The organism is Galbibacter orientalis DSM 19592 (genome assembly GCF_000260115.1).
GTDB lineage: Bacteria > Bacteroidota > Bacteroidia > Flavobacteriales > Flavobacteriaceae > Galbibacter > Galbibacter orientalis.
In genome coordinates this window covers 3737013-3757331 of sequence record NZ_JH651379.1, presented here as the reverse complement: position 1 = coordinate 3757331, position 20319 = coordinate 3737013, and the positions used below count along the sequence as shown (strand labels likewise).

Sequence of the window (20319 nt, the reverse complement as noted above, 5' to 3'; positions counted from 1 at the left end):
CTGTTAGAATTTGGTTTAAATGCTAAAAATTTTGAATAACTTAATTTACAAGTAATAGTTTATTGTGGGATTGAGTAAATAGTAAATTAAATAAAGTATGATATTGTTTTTATTTATAAGTCATATTTTTTGTAAATGGTTGTTAGATCAGTTTGGTCTTTTGTTTTTTCTTGCCACATTCTTAATTGCTTCAGAAGTTCTCTAATAGTAGATTTTGAAGTTATTTTAGTAACAAGGTTCTTAGTCTCCCATGGATTGTTTTTTAGATTATACAATTCTAAATCGCCAGTTTTAGGATAGATAATTAATTTATCGTTTTTAGAAATTATTCCACGTTGATCATCAAACATAGCCAGATAAATGGATTTTCGAGCTTTGTCTTTTTTTTCAATTAATGGTATTAAACTTTGAAAGTCAGTATGATAATTCATTTTTAAATTTAATAAATCAAAAAGGGTAGGGAAGATATCTTGTAAATAGACACGTTCTGAAATAGTAGTTCCAGCCTCTAGGTTTGGAGCTCTAATAATTAGCGGTGCGGTAACACTTGGTTCATATAGACATACTTTACCAGCTACACCATTCTCTCCAAAATTGATACCGTGGTCTGATGTAAATACGATAATTGTATTGTCGTAAATGCCTTTGTCTTTTAAAGATTTTAGAATATCTCCAATCTGCTTATCCATATGAGTAACCATAGCATTATTTTGCTGTACCCGTTCTAGCATAGTCTTTAATTGTAATGGATTTGGCGCATATTGGTATCTTACATTAGGATTTAAGAGAGAATTGTCTTTTACGCTTGGAGGTAAAGTAATGTTTTCAATAGGATATAAATCATAATAATTTTGAGCTGTTTGCCTAGGTACATGTGGAGAATTAAATGAAACATATGCAAAAAAGGGTTTATCGTTATTGTAATTATTAATAAATTTCACTGCTTCACTACCTGTAATATCGGTAATGTGCCCTGAAGGTGAGTTGTATGTTTTTAACTGCCCAGGTTGTATACTTCCCACTTCATTAAAAATGGCTTTAACAGGTTTCCCCAAGGCATGCCATTTCCCCGTTATAAATGTATAATATCCGTTTTCACTTAGTAGTTCTGGAAGGGATTTTGGAGCATTATTCTTATTTATTTTTTGAGACTCCCACAAGTATTTTCCATACATAAGCATAGTTCGACTAGGAATACATACAGCAGGAGACCAACAACCCATATTATAAGCTGAAATAAATGATACTCCTTCTTTTGCAAGGATATCAATATTTGGAGTAAAAATGTCATTATTTCCAAAAGCACCTACTGTTTGATTGCTTTGATCGTCAGATTCTATGAAGAGAATGTTCATTTGTGCAGATACACTTAAAAAGCATAAGAAATAAAGAGTGATTGAGCATATTGTTTTTATCATCATTAAAAAAATATTATATAAAACTGCTAAGACAGAATTTATTTTTTGAAAAAATGAAGATATCAAATCATCTAGAATTTAAATGAAAGAGATGTTTGCAATCCTACCTTATATGTTTTATTGTAGTAACTATTTGTATTATGTAAGATTACACCAGTGTTAATATTTTACTTCGGTAGGGAGTCTATATTTATTTATTCTTCAGCTAAATAAAAAATAATAAGAAAAAACATTTGTTCTGGTCTTTTACCCATGTGTATAAAGAAAAATCGCTGTTAATACGATCTTTGTGTGAACGAATATTAGTTAATTTTAAATGATACAAATGAGACCAATTAAACTCCCGATTTTTTCATTACTTACTCTTATATTTTGTAGTATTATCTATGCTCAGAATGAAGATAGATTTCAGGAAAACTGGAAATCTATAGAAACCGTAAACCAAATACCAGCTTGGTTTCAAGATGCTAAATTTGGTATTTATACCCATTGGGGGCCAGTATCGTCTGCATTTGTAGGGACAAATCCTGAAAAATGGTATGCTGGATGGTATGGTATGAAAATGTATTCTGATGGTAAAATTGTTCCTACAAAAAATGGGACTCCTTCAAACGATTATTTACATCATCTTGAAAAGTACGGGGACCCAAAAGAATTTGGTTATAAGTATATTATAGAACAATTTGAAACTTCAGGTTTTGATGCAAAAAAATGGGCTGATTTGTTTGCTAAATCGGGAGCCAAATTTGCTGGGCCTGTAGCCATGCATCACGATAACTTTGCTATGTGGGATAGTAAAGTAACACGTTGGAATTCGGTAAATTACGGAGGTATAGATCCTTCCGCAGCACTTAAAAAAGAAATTGAAGCCAAAGGTTTAAAGTTTATGGGGTCTTTTCATCATGCTTTTACTTGGCAATACTTTGCGCCAGCACATGCTTTTGGAGGGATTGATCCAAAAGATTATGATTTATATACCAACCCTCATGCTTTAGATTCTGAAACACCTGATGAGGAATTCTACGAAGATTGGTGGGCAAAATTAAAGGAGTTTATAGATGTATATCAACCAGATTTAATTTGGTTTGATTGGTGGTTAGAAAATATGACAGAAGAATCTAGATTAAAATTCTTAGCCTATTATTACAATAAAGGCATAGAGTGGAATAAAGAAGTGGCGGTATGTTATAAAGAATCTACTTTTACTGAAGCTACGGCTATAAAGGATTATGAAAGAGGACGTCCAAATCAACCTAAAGAGAATACTTGGTTAACCGACACTTCTCCGGGTGCATGGTTTTATCGTCCAGGTGCTATATTTAAAACACCGAACGAGTTAATAGATATACTTATAGATATTGTTTCTAAAAACGGAGTAATGTTACTTAATGTGCCTCCAGATCCAAATGGATCAATTCCAACAGTTATGGAAGATTTACTTATTGATATGGGAGCCTGGTTAGAGGTAAATGGAGAAGCAATATACGGTACTCGCCCTTGGGTTATTTTTGGAGAAGGTCCAACTAGATTACCAGAAGGCGGACATAAAGTTGAGGAAAAGGTGAAATTAGAATATAAAAATACTGATATTCGATTCACAAAAAAATCAGATAAAGAATTCTTTGTTATTGTAATGGATAAGCCAGATTCTGAAATAGTTGTTACCTCCCTTAGTACACAAATAGGGGCTTTAAATTCTAAAATTTTAAATATTGAATTATTAGGAAGTAAAGAAAAAATAAAATGGAAAAGAAATGAAAAAGGACTCATTATTACTTCTCCAAAAAACTTCCCAACGGAATACGCACATGCATTTAAAATTGTTTTAGAGGGGTATACGGAAAATAACATAGGTGGTGAAGTAGATGCTCATGTTGATTAGGTATATTCTCGTCTAACAGGAAATGGTTTTGATTTTGAAATCAAATCATCTAGCTGAAAAGCAGAAGAGTTGTTAAGTAAACAAACACAATGATATTATTGGTACTAAGCAGAAAAGCTTGTTAGTTAAAAAATACGGGGTCGAAACCCCGTATTTTTTATCCATTTTATACGACCGTTCTAATGTTTTTTCCTGATTTATATTTTTTTGAAATAGACATAATATACACCATTTATATTATCATCTTTATCTATAAAATTAGCAAAAAACTTAGTTTTACCTGCATTCAAATAAACATTGAAATTTGCTGAAATGTCATTTTGATTAATGGGAGTATTGAACTTTAATTCGTTTCCAAAACGGATACTGGCTTCTACATAGTCTAATTTTTCTCCTTTGGCAATATCCTTTTCTAAACCTGGCAATTCATGTTTTGTAATAGCAGGAGTAATTGCATTTATAGCCAAATTAGATTCAATAGGATACCTTCTCAATGACACTTCATAATTTCCGCTTTTTAGAATGTTTACGCTCCAATAACCGCCACCAACAGTTCCCTCTCTTATATTAATTTGGTTCCAAGGATATGCCCCATATTCTCCATGCATATCATGTGCAGTTAAGGTTACGGGATTTTCATTTTCTGAACCTATTTTAAAATAAATTTCATCATTAAACCTCGTTGAAACTTGTGTCCACCACTTTTCATAAAAGGTTTGCATTTCACTCACCTTTTTTGGGTGTTCTTCAGCAATATTATGTTCTTGCCCTTTATCAGTTGTAAGATTATATAATTCTTTTCCGTTGATTAATCTCCAATTACCTTGCATCACTGCAGAATTTTTCCATTTTTTTGGGCGCTGAGTTCGTTGAGAATCTGTTACGAGCATTCGGTCCTTTAAAGTGTCTTTTTCTTTTAGAAGGGGTACTAAACTTTGTCCGTCTATAGGTTGATGATTTTTTGGTAAATCAATATTACATAAATCTGCCAAAGTTGGCATAATATCTATTTGAGCGGTCAATGTTGTAATATCTTTAGAGGTTGATATTTTTCCATCTTTCCAATATATAAAAAAGGGGACTCTATGCCCTCCTTCATATTCACTTCCTTTTATGCCTTTCATATTAGCATTATATCCCGTCGTTTTTCCTTTTTTATTATAATAACCAGCAGAGGTGCCGTTATCAGTCATAAATATTAAAATAGTGTTATCAGCAACATTTAATTCTTTCAACTTGTCTCTTAGTTTACCAAAGTTATCATCTATATTGGTAATCATGCCATAAAAGCGTTTTTGGGTATCTGTTAAAATATCGTTACCTAAATCTTTATATAAGTTATAATATTCTGAAGGGACATTATAGGGACCATGCGGCGCGTTTGGAGCTATATAGCAGAAAAAAGATTTATCTTTGTTCGTTTTTATAAAATTTATGGCTTCATTAAAAAATACATCAGTACAATAACCTTGATACTTTTGTGGTTTCCCATTATGAAAATAGGTGTCGTTAAAATACGTATTATTCCAATAATCTGGTGTTTGTTGTACGCCACCACCTCCATGCATTACTGTTTCTTGGAACCCTCTGTCTTCTGCCCTAAATGGATAATTATCTCCTAAATGCCATTTCCCAAAACTTCCTGTTATATAACCGGCTTCGGAAAACATATTAGCCAGAGTTTTTTCATTTTCTCTTAACAAAGACCATCCTCCAACCGTATGCCAAACACCAGTGCTATTGGCATATCTACCCGTCATTAATCCAGATCGGGTAGGGGCGCAGGTTGGAGCCACATGAAAGTTGGTTAAATGATAGCTTTCTTTATAGAAATCATCAATGTTAGGTGTTTTTATAATGTTGTTTCCAAGTATACCTACATCTCCATAGCCTTGATCGTCGGTAATGATTAGAATGACATTGGGTTTTGATTTAGATTTAGCGCTTAATATTGTTTTGTTTATTGAATAACAACTGTTTATAGTAATTAAGCTTATGAGTAAAAAGAGTTTAGTATTCATGTGATTTACTGATTTCTTTGTTTTAGAATGAAACCATTTATCCATAAAGTTCCCTCTTTGTTACTATTTTTAAATTTAAGAACAACAGGGGTGGAACCATCTGAAATAAATGTTGATTGGATAGCTATTGGTTGGCGTTCACCAGTACTATCGTTGTTAAAGTAATTCACAATATGATCATCGGAAACTCTGGTAAAACTACCTTCGGCATCTTCTACAGTTACTTCTATATCATTGGTTAATTTGATATTAGTTTTTCTTGCATGGTGAAATGTTTCTAATGTATATTTTCCAGCTTTTATATTGGTGAATTTTAGCGTAAGTTCACCTTCTTCAATATAAATACCGTCTGTCCCCATAAAACTTAAGTCACCAATCATACTAGAACCATTGCCCAACCAATTTATTTTTTTGTTTGCACTAATTTCTACTTCAATATCTGTGTTCTTTAAATTGTATTTTAAATCGTTATTTGAGCTTCCTGTCCAATTTTGCCATTCAAATTGTACCAATTGCTTATCACCACCTATATCTACACGTTCAATGGGGAAATCATAAATGGGTTTAGCTTGGTTTGTAATTTCATCAGTATTATATTTTATAGTATTGATTGTTGCTTTACCAGATTTGAGTCCTTTTCCTTTTGCTGTAACTGTAATGCTACCAGTTTCATCTGTTCCTTTAACATAAATAGCAGCAACACCATTATAAACAAGGGCTGGATTTGCATAAATCTTTCCGTTATCAATTATTTCTCCAACACCAGATATAGAAAATTGCACTTCAGTTTTAGCGCTAGTTACGACTTCTCCATTTGCATCTACAATAGAAGCATAGACCAGTCTTATATCCGATCCGCCAGCATAAAAAGGCTTGTCTTCAATATTATAAGTAACTTTTATATGATGTGGATTACCTTCTTTTTGTCTAATAAATTCTGTTACTTTTTCACCGTTTGAATATCCTATAGCTTTCAATGTGCCATTTTTCCAGTTATATTTAAATGTAAATGAAGGATGATTCAAATTTGCTTTGGTAATATCATTGTCGGGTAATTGTCTTGCTATAAGTTTACCATTTTGATAAAGCGCTACTTCTTGACAGTTGCTGTAAACTCTAACCTTTCCGTCTTTAGAAGCTGTTTCATCTGCAATATGTACTATTGGTTTTTTCACTAATTCCGATTGATACCAGTAATACACAGGTTTCGGCACTCGGTAAGGCGAAAGTACACCATAGGTAGTCATGAAATCTCTAGACCACTGGTCGTCTATAATATCGGGTTGTAAATGGTTGTAATCTGCGCCCAACCAAGTTATAGCTGCAAAATTATTTTTGTTGCCTTTATATCTTGAAATATGAAATTGATTCACTTCGGCATTTGGAGAACTACCATGTTCCATAACCATTGTAAAAGCACTCTCTGGAAATTCGGTCCTGCGATAATCCATAGTGGCATGGACATCGGTAACGCCTTCGTTCTTTGGGCCATCCCATGGGGCAGATGCAGAGGCTGTTAACCTATAAGGATCTTCTTCTTTGGCAACGGTTTGCATTCTTGGTACCGGACCTCTATGGTTAATTCCAGCTCCCCAAACAATAATTGATGGATGATTTCGATGATTACGAATCATGGTTCTTGTTGCTTTTTCTAAGTTTGTAAACCAATTATCATCTCCCCATTCTATCCATGTCGAAGGTTCTTCGTAAATTAAAATTCCTAATTCATCGCAGGCTTCGATAAAGGCATCATCTTGTGTATAATGGGATAGCCTTATAATGTTCATACCTGCTTTTTTGTACTGTAGCGCTTCATTATAATGAAATGAGTTAGGAACAGCATCTCCAATATTAGGATAATTTTGATGGCGGTTTGCACCTACTAAAAATAGGGGCTCTCCATTTAATACAAATCCTTTTCCTTTTTCTAAAGAAAACTTTCTGAATCCAAATTTATTTTCAACAAAATCAACTGGGGTTTCATTATCATAAATTACTGAGTTTACACGATACAAATATGGTGTGTCTGGAGACCATACATGAAAATCTTCTTCAATGGTAGCAGTCTGTCTAAATGTATGTGTAGAATTTCCATCAACATTAATTTCAGATATTAATTTCTTTATAACGTACCCGTCTTTATTAATGATATTAGTAATTATCTTGGTGTTTTTAGTGGTCGGGTTTTCATTTTTCACTGTAGTTTTAACGGTTACTGTACCATTATTTTTATTTACGGTAGGTGTGGTAATATGTACACCAGCATCAAAAGCTTCCCAATTATAGTTTACGTGTAGTTTATTAGTTGTAACTAAATAGAGGTCTCTATAAAGACCTCCAAATTTCACATAATCTGTTCTGTGTGGATCTGGAGCAATAGTTTGATTATAGGTGTTATCTGCTTTAATTGCAATAGTATTTTCTTCTCCAAATTTCACGAAGTTTGTAATGTCAAAATGGAAAGGTATATATCCATTTACTGCATAATTGCCTACTTTTTTACCATTAACCCATAATTCAGTCGCATTATGTACTGCTTCAAATTCTAAAAATACTTTTTGTGAATCATCTGCTCGAAGGTCTATTTTTTTTCTGTACCAACTTACATCTCTAAGATATTTTTCTTGAACCCATGTTTCTTTAATGCTGTCCAATTCATAGGAAACTAACTGAGGATTGTGAGGTATAGAAACATTTTCCCAAGAACTATCGTCAAAATTAATAGCAGTAGGGGTGGTTTTAAGATTCCCAAGATGAAACTTCCATCCAAAGTTTAAGTTTGTTTTTGTTCTATCTCCAGCCTCAAAACCTTTAGGGAGCTTTTGTGCCTTTACTTGAAAAGACAATAAAATTAAAATTACTAAGGGGTATATTTTTTTCATTTTCTGTTATTTTATTTCCAAGCTCTAAAGTATTTATAATCCGATACTAAGGAAATTAGATATGTATTGAATGTTATCACATATGATTAATTGTGGGTTATAGTTATATACAAAATGAAATATTTATTTATAGCATTTTCTTTAAAAATTTGGATATTAAAAAAGGCTTTGAAGTTTCATTCAAAGCCTTTTTTATTGTTATGTGGGTAATGCTATTTTAATTCTAATTCTTTAATATCTACTTTTTCTGTTCCTCTAAGTTTTTCATAGGTCTCAATCATTTCAGTTAACTTTTGTTTGCTAGTTGAGGCTTGGTTTTTTTGTTGCTTAAAATCTTCTTTTAAATTATATAACTGATATTCGCTAGAAACTCCCAATTCAATATTCACTTGTTTGTTAATTGGCTGACCTTTATATGGTGGAATAAGTACCCAATTTCCACTACGAAGTGCCGTTTTTTGTCCGGCTTCTAAAATTAAATCTGTTCTACCATTTTTCGATTTCCCTAAGAAAGCATCGATAATTTGAGCACTATCGTCTGTTTTAATATCGCTTCCCGTTAATTCTGCTAAAGAACTTAACAAATCTATTTGACAAACTAAAGCATCTGAAACTGTAGGTTTAATGATACCCTTCCAGTAAGTTAAAAATGGTACACGTGTGCCTGCATCAAATAAACTGTACTTTCCACCTCTTAATCCACCTGTAGGGGTGTGTTTTCCTAATTTTTCTACGGCATTATCATAATAACCGTCATTTAAAACAGGACCATTATCACTTGATAAAACAATTAATGTGTTTTCTAATAGATTTTCTTCTTCTAAAGTTTTTATAAATTCCCCAATAACCCAATCAGCTTCTAGAATAACATCTCCTCTTGGCCCCATTCCAGATTTACCTACAAAGCGTGGGTGTGGAGTACGTGGTACATGTGGCTGTTGTAGAGCATAGTATAAAAAGAAGGGCGCACCTTTATGTTCTTTTACATAGGTTTGAGCTTTATTTAAAAAGTGATCGGCCATATCCACATCGCTCCATTTTGCAGCTTCGCCACCTTTCATATATCCTATTCTCGGAATACCATTAACAATACTATTGTTATGTCCATGATGCCATTTCATAGATAAAAGTTCAGGATTCTCTTTCCCTGTAGGCTCTCCTTCAAAATTTTTCATATAGTTAACTTCAATAGGGTCATTTGGATCTAAACCATCAACATGACCATTTTTTATGTAAACTGTAGGCACACGATCTTGTGTAGCAGCCATAATATAGGAGTAATCAAAACCAACTTCATTCGGTCCTGGAGATACGCGTTCATTCCAATTAACCTCTCCTGTCCCCAAACCTAAGTGCCATTTACCAACAATACCAGTTTGGTAACCTTGTTTTTTTAACATTTTAGGAATTGTTATTTGTTCTGTATTTATAATTAAAGGAGCTGTACCTGGTAAAATTTGCGCGTCTTTATTTCTCCAAGGATAAACACCTGTAAGTAGTCCATAACGGCTAGGAGTACAAGTTGCAGAGGTTGCATATCCATTTGTAAAGCGAACACCACCCTTGGCTAAGTTATCGATATTTGGCGTGCTGATTTCGGTTGCACCATTAGCGCTAATGTCGCCATAACCTAAATCGTCTAAATAAATAAATACAATGTTTGGTTTTACAGCTTCTTCAATATTAGTTTCTGTATTTTTTACAACTTGTTTCTTTGTGTTCTTACAGCTCCACATAGAAACTACTAAAGCAGATCCCAATAGTAATTTTGAAGTTGTTTTAAGCTTAAAAAAATGTTTCATTTTTGTTGGTGTTTGTGGTAATGAAATGTATGAAATTATTTATTATTGAGTGATTCTGTTGAGTGCATTCTTTGCTTCTATATCCGTCTTCTTTTTACATTTTCAGCAGGAAGATTGTATAAACCAGAAGAAATATTATTGAAAATCGATGCATTATATGCTCTTTAGTATTAGGATGTGCTTGGCTTTTTTAAAACATTTCTAGATGTTTATTTCATGTCAAGTATTAAAACACAATACAAATTAGAAGCTTTTAAGTGAGTTCTTTAAAAACATATGTTTTTTTTTGAAGTACATATGTTTTTATAAGCTTCTTTACGCATCATTATCTTTTAAAATAAAAATATATTATAAGGTTTTTTCTATTGGATTGATAGAAGTGAATTTTAAATAACTGGAGGACTTATTAAATTTTGGCGACTAATTTCCACATTGTATTTAGATAAGGCCTAAAACAGGATTTTTTAACACTTGAATATTAGCATAATAATCATATGTTGTACAAAAAAAGACATGCACAAATCGTATTTATTGATAGTTGCATATATTGCATGTATGAATTTTAAAAGGATATGAATTTCTTGAAGCCTACTATTTATTATATTTTTTCGGCAATCCTATTTATAGGAGTTATACCTATTTGTAATGGACAAAAGCAAAATTACTTTGAGCATATTACAACTGCTGAAGGTTTATCTCAAAATGATGTAAACTCTATTTACCAAGATATCTATGGTTATATGTGGTTTGGAACACATGATGGTTTAGATAAGTACGATGGTTATGATTTTCATGTTTTTAAGCCCGACCCTAATAATGATAAATCTATAAATAGTAATTTGATATTTTCTATTACTGGGGATAAAAAAGGGAACCTATGGATTGGAACAACTGGTAATGGCTTGTCTTATTTAAATAGAGATACAGGGAATTTTTTAAACTTTGAGCATGATGAAGAAAACACAAATTCCCTAAGTAATAATTATGTTTCTAAAGTATTATTGAGTTCAAAAGACAAATTATGGATAGGAACAAATGAAGGGATAAATATGTTGAACCTTCAGGATTCTATCGCTTCAAATAATTTTTTACGGTATAATTTAGATCATGATCCAACTAAACTAGGAGCAGAAATAAATACTATTGTTGAAATTTATGAAGATGCAAAGGGAGATATTTGGGTAGGAGCTACCTATGGGCTGTATATGCTAACTCGTGATAATAATAATGAAGCATATTTTAAGTACATGAATGGCACTTTTAATCTTCCACATGTGAATACCCCAAGTATAACACAAGATTTGAATGGCAATTATTATATAGGAACAGCTGTAGGTCTCTTTTTTATTAATGTTCATGAGGAAAATCCAACAGCAAAATTGATTCATGAAGGTTATTACAATGAACTAATTGTAGATAAGCAAAACAATATTTGGGCAGGCACTAATAACGGATTAGTTCTTATAGAAAACAAAGGAAATACCCCAAAACTAGTAGAAAAATATATTTACAATCCTAGAAACGAATTTAGTTTAACAAAAAACATTGTAAAATCTTTATTTGTAGATGATACAGGTATTATTTGGATAGGAACCAATGGGGGAGGAGTTAATAAATTCGATCCCAATAGAAAAAAATTCATTCATGTAAAAAAAACAGTAGATTCACAAAGTTTAAGTTATGATAAAATTCGTTCTATGTATCAAGATTCTAACGGAACCGTTTGGATTGGAACAGAAGGTGGAGGGTTAAATATGCAAGTCTCGGAAAGGCAGAATAAGAATCAAGTTCGTTTTATGAAGTATACCACTATCCAGAGAGCCTTTGTAATATCTGAAGTAGATTATCTTGGAAAGAAAGAGCTTTGGATTGGATCGGAAGGATATCCTAATTTATATAAATTGAATATGGAATTAAAAAGACCTATTCAAGAGAAAGATTTTAAACCTTCAAAAGATTTTAAGAAAAGTGTATTTAGTATCGCACAAGATTCCGATAAAAATATTTGGGTAGGAACGTATTCTGGAGGTGTATATCGATATAAATTAAATTCGCAAATGACTAATTATGATATCGATAATTTTAGCTACAAAAAAGGAGATTCGAAATCATTATCAAATAATATCATAAGGAATATATTAGAAGATAATAAGGGGAATATATGGTTTGCAACAGGGAATGGTCTCTCTGTTTTATCAAAAAAAGAACGTAATAGTAAGAATCCAGCATTTAAGAAATACAAAAATATCAAGGGAGATTCTACCTCTTTAAGTCACAATTATATATTGTCTTTATATGAAGATAATAATAATACTATGTGGGTAGGGACTTTTGGAGGTGGTTTGAATAAGGTTATTTATGATGAAAATTCTAAAGAAATATCATTTAAAGTTTACTCTGAAAATAGTGGTTTACCTAATAATGTTATAAAAGGGATTATAGAAGATAACAGTGGAAACCTATGGATTTCTACTAATCAGGGATTATCTATGTTCAATCCTAAAACAGAAGTATTTACCAATTACGACGTTAACGATGGTTTACAGAGTAACGAATTTCAGGAATTGGCATGTTTAAAGAAAGAAGATGGACAGTTACTTTTTGGAGGTGTAAATGGTTATAACGCATTTTATCCGTCAGAAATAGAAGACAATAAGATTCCTTCTAAAACAGTAATTACCAATTTACTCATAAATAATAATGTTGTAGAGGTAGGTGAAAGAATAGGTAATAACACGGTTTTATCTCAACCTATTGAAAATACATCTGCTGTAAAATTAAATTATAATCAAAATAGTTTTTCTTTTGAATTTGCAGCTTTGCATTATGCTGCTCCACAGAAAAATAAGTTCGAATATAAATTGGAAGGTTTTGATGAAGATTGGATGCAAACTACTGCATCTAAAAGGTTTGCTACTTATACTAATATCGAACCTGGACTTTATACTTTTAAAGTGAAATCCTCAAATAATGATGGGGTGTGGGATTCAAGACCTTCCGTTTTGCTTATAGAAATAGTTCCTCCTTTTTGGAAAACCGATATTGCTTACTTTATATACTTTTTGTTAATAATCGTAATTCTAGTATTGTTTTGGAGGTATACCGTTATAAATGCGAGTAAAAAACATCAATTGGAATTAGACCAAATGGAGAAGGAACAAGCAGAGGAGCTTCAGCGATTAAAACTAGAATTCTTTACAAATATTTCTCATGAGTTTAGAACCCCTTTAACATTAATAAAAGGACCTCTAGAATATTTACAAAAAAAAGGAGAGAATTTAAGTTGGGAAACGCTCCAAGAGCAGTTTGGATTAATGAATAAAAATACAGATTCATTATTGCGACTTGTAAATCAGTTACTGGATTTTCGAAAAATAACACAAGGAAAAATGCGATTGGTAGTTCGTAATACAGACATTATATCTTTTATAAAAGAAGTAGCAGAGCCTTTCCAGTTTTTAGCTCAGAAAAAAAGAATTGATTTTAAAATTAAAACAAATGATACGGCATTAAAAGCCTGGTTTGACCACGATGCGTTAGAAAAAATTATAAATAATTTATTATCAAATGCTTTTAAGTTTACTCCGGATGAAGGTAAAATTAGAATAAAAATTAAAACGATTAATCAAATTAAAATTTCTTCGGAATCTAAAAAAATGGATTTTATAGAGATAGAAGTTAGAAATTCGGGACAAGGAATTTCTAAAGAAAAGCTAAATAATATTTTCGAACGCTTCTATGTAGATGGAGACAAAAAAGATAGAAATCCTGAAGGAATGGGAATTGGTCTTTCGTTTGTTAAAAATCTAGTAAAATTGCACGAGGGGGAAGTTACAGTAACGAGTAAAGAAAATAAAGGAACAAAGTTCCAAATTCTGTTACCAAAAGATAAAGAGGCTTACATAAATATCCCAGAGATTACTTGTAAAGAAACTTCAGATAGTGATTATTTTGTTAGAACCTCGGAGAGCGAATCTTTTGCAATAGATATAAACGACGATTTAGTAGATGCTAATTTATCAAGAACACGCTCAAAGTTACCTGTTTTACTTGTGGTTGATGATAATAAAGATATTCGAACCTTTATAAAACAAGCTTTGAAGGATGATTACTTTATTTATGAAGCAGAGAATGGACAAGAAGGATTAGAATTAGCTAAGAAATATTCGCCAAATATTATTCTAACAGATTTATTAATGCCAATTATGGATGGGATTGAATTATGTGAAAAACTAAAAACCAATCCTGCAACCAGTCACATTCCAATTATAATGATTACCGCGAAGGCTTCTCAAGAGAGTGAAGTGGAAGGTTTAAAAAATGGAGCTGATGATTATATTAGAAAGCCTTTTGATATGGATGCACTTCAGATAAAAATATTAAATACTGTAAAACAAAGGGAATTATTACGGAAACGATTTAATAGAGAAATTCATTTACAACCAAATGAAGTTACAGTAACCTCTACAGATGAGAAATTTTTAAATCAGGCGATGGAAATAGTAGAGAAACATATGATGAATACCGACTTTAATGTAGAAATGCTCGTAAAAGAAATGGGGTATAGTCGAAGTAATTTATACCTTAAATTTAAAGAATTAACAGGGTTAACTTCTAGTGAATTTATTAGGAATATACGTTTAAAACGTGCTGTTCAATTACTAGAAAGTAGCGATTTAACCGTAAAAGAGGTAATGTATAGAACTGGGTTTAATACTGCCTCCTATTTTTCTAAATGTTTTAAAAAACAATTTGGAGTTATTCCTAGCGAATATGTTGTACAGAAAGAGGTAAAGCTAGAGAAATAAAGCCATTTATATTTTTACAAGAGAATTAAGTGAACCATTTGTTACAATATTCAAATCATAAGTTGTGCCCTAAAGTATCAACTCCATTTATATTTATCTTTCAATAATTAACTACTATACAAATGAAAAATAATAGAAAAAATACATGGATATTTTTAATGATTTCCATGATGTTTTTATCTTCAGCATGTAGCCAAGAGAAGGCAACTGTTAAAAAGAAGCCTAATATTCTTTACATAATGGCAGACGACCATACCACACAAGCTTTTGGAATTTATGGAAGTAGATTGGCTAAGTTAAATCCTACTCCTGTAATTGATAAACTTGCTAAAGACGGGGTAATTTTTGATAATTGTTTTGTAAATAATTCTATCTGTGTTCCAAGTAGAGCTGCCATTATTACTGGACAGCGAGCACAAACCAATGGAGTTATTGATCTTGAGGGGAGTTTACGTCCAGAGAATCAATATCTACCCATAGAAATGGGGGCTTTAGGATACCAAACTGCAATTATAGGGAAATGGCATTTACATGAAGAACCAGCAGCATTTGATTATTATAAGGTGTTGCCAGTACAGGGAAAATATTTTAATCCTGATTTTAGAGTTAAGGGAAATGGGCAATGGCCAGATAATATTGAGCATACAGTAGGGCATTCTTCTGATGTTATTACTAATTCTACCCTTGATTGGTTAAAGAATGAAAGAGATCCTAATAAGCCATTTTTCTTAATGCATCATTTTAAAGCTCCCCATGACGATTTTGAAAATGCACCTCGTTATGATGATTATCTAAAAGATGAATTTATACCAGAACCAGAAAGTCTTTATGATAATAAAAATAATGGTTCGGTTGCTACCAGGGGGCAAAACGATTCTTTAACACGTATTATTGGTTCTTCAGTGTCAAGAAGAAATTTAATCCGAAATCAGGCAATGAATATTTATGCAGATAGTAGCATTTATAAAAACTATAGAGATGCTGATAAAATTGCTGCAAGTGAATATATTCCTTTTAATAATACTCCGGAAGAACAAAAAATAACAAAGAAGGTATATCAAGATTATTTAAAAAAATATTTACGCTGTGTAAAAGGTGTAGATGATAATGTAAAAAGAATAATTGACTATTTAGATAAAGAAGGTCTTCTTGAAAATACTATTATAGTTTACACAGGAGACCAAGGATTTATGCTCGGAGAGCATGATTATATTGATAAACGATGGATGTATGAAGAGTCTATGAGGATGCCTTTTATCGTAAGATATCCAAAAGGCATTAAAAGCGGGATCCGTACAGATGCTATAATTAATAATACTGATTTTGCTCCTACCTTTATAGAAATGGCGGGGGGAAAGGTTCCAGATTATATGCAAGGACATAGCTTTAAAGAAATTTTGGAAACAGGAAAAGAACCCGAAAATTGGCAGCAGGCTACTTATTACAGATACTGGATGCATTTGGCTCATAAGCATGGTAACCCTGCCCATTTTGGAATTAGAACTAAAAAATATAAACTTATATTTTTCTATGGTAGGTATTGGGTGGATACTGATAATCCTGATGCAACATGGAATAAAAATAGTTGGGGGAATGATTTTACTAGAAAAACTCCAGTAGCTTGGGAATTATACGATCTAGAGAAAGATCCAAAGGAAATGAATAACCTTTATAATGATCCAGCGTATAATAATATTATAGATAGTTTGAAGGTAGAGTTGATAACAATTAGAGAGCAGTTAAATGAAACAGATAAGAATTATCCACACATTCAAAAAGTAATTGATGAACATTGGAATGATTAAACAATGGTTGATTTTTGGTTAAAAATCTTTTAGCAATTATATTTTTTGGTATTGATAGTTCTTGCTAAGTGCGTTTTTACAAATAAATCACTGTAAAGTAATACTTTATTAAAGTAGCAACTGTATTGAAATTATCTTTAACATAGACACTTTTAAGTTTATAATAAGGCAAAAAAATAGTCGGGTTTTTGAACCCGACTATTTTTTGCTTCTATAAGTTATTATATGGAGTAAATTTTTAGTACTCTATTGCTCTAATTTAAATATACAATCCAAAGGGAGCCATTTAATTCCTTTCGGAGCCCATGGAAGTTCTTGTTGGAAATTTTGCATTAATGTTTCCCATTCCTGAACTTTTTTGTTTTCAGCATCCATTTTAGCCTTTTTCTGGAAGTCAAAAGTTTCATTTACTTCCATAATCATAAACAAACGATTCCCAGTTAAATAGATTTCCATATCCAAAACACCAGCATCCTTTATAGATGCTGTAATCTCTGGCCATGCATTACCTGCGGCATGGTATTCTTTATATTTTTCTATGAGTATGTTATCATCTTTTAGATCACAAGCCATACAATATCTTTTAGTTTTCATCTGCAGTGTGGTATTTCTTATAAACATTTCTGCTGTAAACAGCAATTACAATAAAACATATAAAAGGAAGTATAAATGAGAAGTTAACCTCTGGAACTCCCAAAATTTGTATATCTGTATATCCATCTCCCCCTAAATCTAGAATTATTCCTTGTAGGGTAGGCATAAGGGCACCACCAACTATAGCCATAACTAAAAATGCAGCTCCAAATTTAGCATCTTCACCCTGGCCTTCTAAAGCAATTCCATAAATAGTGGGGAACATAAGAGACATAAAAAAAGAAATTGATACCAAGGCATATAAACCGATATATCCAGGTACGAAAATTGTTACCAGTGTAGCAATCATAGCACCAATGGAAAAAATGAATAATAGTTTTCCAGCGCTTAAATACCTTAAAAGAGCAGTTCCTATCCATCGACCAATTAAAAATACAATAAGTGCAATTATTCCATATTTAACTGCAGATTGGTTTTCTATACCAATAGATTCGGCGTATTGATACAAGTAGGTCCAACACATAATTTGAGCGCCCACATAAAAAGCTTGCGCGATAACCCCTCCATAAAATTTTGGATGTGAGAAGAGACGTTTTATAGATTCTTTAATATTAACTTGCGATTCCTGTTCTTTGTTTTGAGGCATTTTAACGATTAAAATAAGCACAAAAAAAGCAATTACTACAAGTCCTAGAATTACATATGGATTTCTAATAACTGCAAGATCGCTAGTTCTGATTACCGATTTAGCACTTTCGGAAAGGGTTTCATATATGGAATTTCCATTCTCATCCAAATCATCAGATTGAAGCGCTCCTAAAATAAACTTCTGAGCAACTATCAGCCCTCCTAATGCACCAATAGGATTGAAAGCTTGTGCTAAATTTAAACGTTGTGTGGCAGTTTCCTGCGGCCCCATAGATAGAATATATGGGTTTGCTGTAGTTTCTAAAAAGGCTAAACCGAATGTAAGTATATATAAAGCTGCTAGAAAATAACCAAACTCTTGATATGCCGCCGCAGGAAAAAATAATAAGGCACCTATTGCATAAAGCGCTAATCCTAAAAGAATTCCTTTTTTATACGAATATTTATTTACAAAAATAGCTGCAGGCAATGCCATTGTAAAGTACCCTCCATAGAATGCTAATTGTACTAATGAAGCTTGGAAGTTATTAAGTTCCAATACTTTTTTAAATGCCGAAACCATTGGGTTAGTGATATCATTTGCAAAACCCCAAAGAGCAAAAAGTGAAGTAATAAGAATAAAAGGGAGAACTATACCTTTCGGAACAATAGCATGAGTTTTAGTTTTCATATAGGTAGTGTAAGGAATGTTAACAGGTTATAAATTTTAATTGAATTATTTCAAATGATTTACTGCGGAAGTAAAGAGCGATCCAAATGCACATAGCCTCCGTCTATATAAATAAATTGGCCTGTGGTGTGCGAGGAAACATCAGAAATAGTAAACAAGCAAGCATTTGCAATTTCTTCTGGAGTGGTCATTCTATTTTCTAAAGGAATCTTTTTGGTAATTGCTTTTAATTTTTCCTTACCATTTTCTAGAGAGTTAATCCAATTCTCATAAGCTGGGGTATAACTTTCTGCAATGATTAAAGCGTTAGATCGTATTTGGTAGTTAATTAAATCGACTGCCCATTCTCTTGTGAGTCCTAATACACCACCCTTTGCAGCTGCATATCCAGAGGTACCTCCTTGTCCAGTTAATGCAACTTTAGAACCTATATTTAAAATATTTCCTTTGGAAGCTTTTAGTAATGGTAGCGCGTATTTAACCATAGCAAAATAACTTACTAAATTAAGTTGCAATGACTTGATAAACTCTTCTATACTCGCATCGATTCCTACGCCATCATTTACGCCTACATTATTAATAATAACATCTATTCGATGGTACTTTTCTTCAATAGTTTTAATAGCTTTTTCAATTTGCTTGGGGTCGGTAAGATCAGTTTTTACAAAAATGCTATCTATACCTTTTTCATTGAGCTCTTTTTGGTATTGGTAGCCACGATCATTTCTGCAAATAATAACAGGAATCGCACCTTCATTAGCTAACGACTGAACGATAGTTTCTCCAATACTTCCTTTAATTCCAGCTGCTCCAGTTACAAGAACAACTTTATCTTTTAAATGTAAATCCATGTTTTTATAAATTATAAAATTTTATCGCGTTTGTACTCCAAAATGCTGCTTGTTCTGTAGGAGAGAGGCGAGCTATAAATTGGGAGACTAAATCTTTTATTTGGGTATAATTTCCAGCAACTAAACACACTGGCCAATCGGATCCAAACATGATCCGTTTTGGACCGAAACTTTCTAATATTAACTCCATATATGGTGTTATTTGTTCGTAGCTCCAATTGTTATAATCGGCCTCCGTAACCATACCAGATAATTTGCAATACACATTTTCGTGTTTTGAAATGGCTTTTATTAAAGTGGACCATCCACTATAATATCCATCTTTTATATAAGGTTTTGCAATATGGTCTATTACAAACTTTTGATTAGGAAATTTTTCTACAAACTCTAAAGTAGCTCCTAACTGATGTGGGTAAACTAGAATATCGTATGTTAGATTGTTCTTTTCTAAAAGTGAAATTCCATTGTTAAACGATTCTCTAAGAATGAAATTTGGGTCATCTTCACCTTGAATAATATGTCTAACGCCTTTAAATAAAGTTTCAGATGCATATTTTTCCATGGTAATTGTAACTTTTTTATCCTGAAGATCCAACCATCCTACAATACCTTTTATAAAACTATTCTTTTTTGCTAGATCTAAAAGGAAATCGTTCTCTTCTAATGTTTGATCAGCTTGTACAGCAACACAACCTTCAACATCATTTTGCTTGTAGATTGGTTTAAGGTCTGCAGGTAAAAAGTCACGTCGAATAGTCTTCATAGAATCATCTATCCACGAATGTTTTTCTACTTCATATTGCCAAAAATGTTGGTGCGAATCTATAATCATATTACATTTTTTTAAAAATTCCTCAATTAGGGCCTAATTCCCCCGACGTTCCGCCTGTCTTAAATGCTATGGCAGGCTGATGTCGAAATGAGTTATGTTTTTTTCT

11 protein-coding genes are annotated in these 20319 nt (G+C 32.2%); 3 read left to right on the top strand and 8 right to left on the bottom strand.

Translation table 11 applies throughout. The features are described 5' to 3' along the window. Positions 1-113: 113 nt before the first annotated feature. Positions 114-1355, bottom strand: coding sequence for a sulfatase-like hydrolase/transferase (locus tag JOOMADRAFT_RS16375; RefSeq protein ID WP_245547689.1), 1242 nt, complete (start codon positions 1353-1355; stop codon positions 114-116). Positions 1356-1743: 388 nt separating this feature from the next. Here JOOMADRAFT_RS16375 and JOOMADRAFT_RS16370 point away from each other — a divergent pair, with 388 nt between their 5' ends. Then, positions 1744-3300, top strand: coding sequence for an alpha-L-fucosidase (locus JOOMADRAFT_RS16370; RefSeq protein ID WP_008615319.1), 1557 nt, complete (start codon positions 1744-1746; stop codon positions 3298-3300). 197 nt (positions 3301-3497) lie between these two features. On the opposite strand, the gene JOOMADRAFT_RS16365 is transcribed toward JOOMADRAFT_RS16370, so the two are convergent. From JOOMADRAFT_RS16365 to JOOMADRAFT_RS16355, 3 genes are all read right to left on the bottom strand, one after another. Next, on the bottom strand, positions 3498-5321 hold the full coding sequence (locus tag JOOMADRAFT_RS16365) for an arylsulfatase (RefSeq protein WP_040880170.1): 1824 nt from the start codon (positions 5319-5321) through the stop codon (positions 3498-3500). Positions 5322-5326: 5 nt separating this feature from the next. Then, positions 5327-8203 (bottom strand): glycoside hydrolase family 2 protein, encoded by a 2877-nt coding sequence (locus JOOMADRAFT_RS16360; RefSeq protein WP_008615316.1) that lies wholly within the window; start codon positions 8201-8203, stop codon positions 5327-5329. A 212-nt stretch (positions 8204-8415) separates the two neighbouring features. Beyond that, positions 8416-10005, bottom strand: a complete 1590-nt coding sequence (locus JOOMADRAFT_RS16355; RefSeq protein WP_008615315.1) for a sulfatase family protein — start codon at positions 10003-10005, stop codon at positions 8416-8418. Positions 10006-10577: 572 nt separating this feature from the next. Here JOOMADRAFT_RS16355 and JOOMADRAFT_RS16350 point away from each other — a divergent pair. Continuing rightward, positions 10578-14813: a two-component regulator propeller domain-containing protein gene (locus JOOMADRAFT_RS16350; RefSeq protein ID WP_008615314.1), complete on the top strand. Its 4236-nt coding sequence runs from the start codon at positions 10578-10580 to the stop codon at positions 14811-14813. Positions 14814-14935: 122 nt separating this feature from the next. Beyond that, a complete protein-coding gene (locus JOOMADRAFT_RS16345; protein WP_008615313.1) occupies positions 14936-16618 on the top strand; it encodes a sulfatase family protein in 1683 nt (560 codons plus the stop codon). A 246-nt stretch (positions 16619-16864) separates the two neighbouring features. Here the strand turns inward: JOOMADRAFT_RS16345 and JOOMADRAFT_RS16340 are convergent, their stop codons facing one another. The 4 genes from JOOMADRAFT_RS16340 to JOOMADRAFT_RS16325 are packed head-to-tail and all read right to left on the bottom strand — an operon-like array spanning position 16865 to position 20213. Next, on the bottom strand, positions 16865-17212 hold the full coding sequence (locus JOOMADRAFT_RS16340) for an L-rhamnose mutarotase (protein WP_040879803.1): 348 nt from the start codon (positions 17210-17212) through the stop codon (positions 16865-16867). Beyond that, positions 17202-18530 (bottom strand): L-fucose:H+ symporter permease, encoded by a 1329-nt coding sequence (gene fucP / locus JOOMADRAFT_RS16335; protein ID WP_008615311.1) that lies wholly within the window; start codon positions 18528-18530, stop codon positions 17202-17204. The genes JOOMADRAFT_RS16340 and fucP overlap by 11 nt, the downstream gene beginning before the upstream one ends. Positions 18531-18589: 59 nt before the next feature. Beyond that, positions 18590-19381 (bottom strand): SDR family oxidoreductase, encoded by a 792-nt coding sequence (locus JOOMADRAFT_RS16330; RefSeq protein WP_008615310.1) that lies wholly within the window; start codon positions 19379-19381, stop codon positions 18590-18592. 4 nt (positions 19382-19385) lie between these two features. Continuing rightward, positions 19386-20213: an amidohydrolase family protein gene (locus JOOMADRAFT_RS16325; RefSeq protein WP_008615308.1), complete on the bottom strand. Its 828-nt coding sequence runs from the start codon at positions 20211-20213 to the stop codon at positions 19386-19388. Positions 20214-20319 lie beyond the last annotated feature (106 nt).

What these genes read in the sequence shown, in the direction of transcription:
- JOOMADRAFT_RS16375 (WP_245547689.1), bottom strand. Translation starts at nt 1,355, where the DNA reads ATGAACATTCTCTTCATAGAATCTGACGATCAAAGCAATCAAACAGTA.
- JOOMADRAFT_RS16370 (WP_008615319.1), top strand. Translation starts at nt 1,744, where the DNA reads ATGAGACCAATTAAACTCCCGATTTTTTCATTACTTACTCTTATATTT.
- JOOMADRAFT_RS16365 (WP_040880170.1), bottom strand. Translation starts at nt 5,321, where the DNA reads ATGAATACTAAACTCTTTTTACTCATAAGCTTAATTACTATAAACAGT.
- JOOMADRAFT_RS16360 (WP_008615316.1), bottom strand. Translation starts at nt 8,203, where the DNA reads ATGAAAAAAATATACCCCTTAGTAATTTTAATTTTATTGTCTTTTCAA.
- JOOMADRAFT_RS16355 (WP_008615315.1), bottom strand. Translation starts at nt 10,005, where the DNA reads ATGAAACATTTTTTTAAGCTTAAAACAACTTCAAAATTACTATTGGGA.
- JOOMADRAFT_RS16350 (WP_008615314.1), top strand. Translation starts at nt 10,578, where the DNA reads ATGAATTTCTTGAAGCCTACTATTTATTATATTTTTTCGGCAATCCTA.
- JOOMADRAFT_RS16345 (WP_008615313.1), top strand. Translation starts at nt 14,936, where the DNA reads ATGAAAAATAATAGAAAAAATACATGGATATTTTTAATGATTTCCATG.
- JOOMADRAFT_RS16340 (WP_040879803.1), bottom strand. Translation starts at nt 17,212, where the DNA reads ATGAAAACTAAAAGATATTGTATGGCTTGTGATCTAAAAGATGATAAC.
- fucP (WP_008615311.1), bottom strand. Translation starts at nt 18,530, where the DNA reads ATGAAAACTAAAACTCATGCTATTGTTCCGAAAGGTATAGTTCTCCCT.
- JOOMADRAFT_RS16330 (WP_008615310.1), bottom strand. Translation starts at nt 19,381, where the DNA reads ATGGATTTACATTTAAAAGATAAAGTTGTTCTTGTAACTGGAGCAGCT.
- JOOMADRAFT_RS16325 (WP_008615308.1), bottom strand. Translation starts at nt 20,213, where the DNA reads ATGATTATAGATTCGCACCAACATTTTTGGCAATATGAAGTAGAAAAA.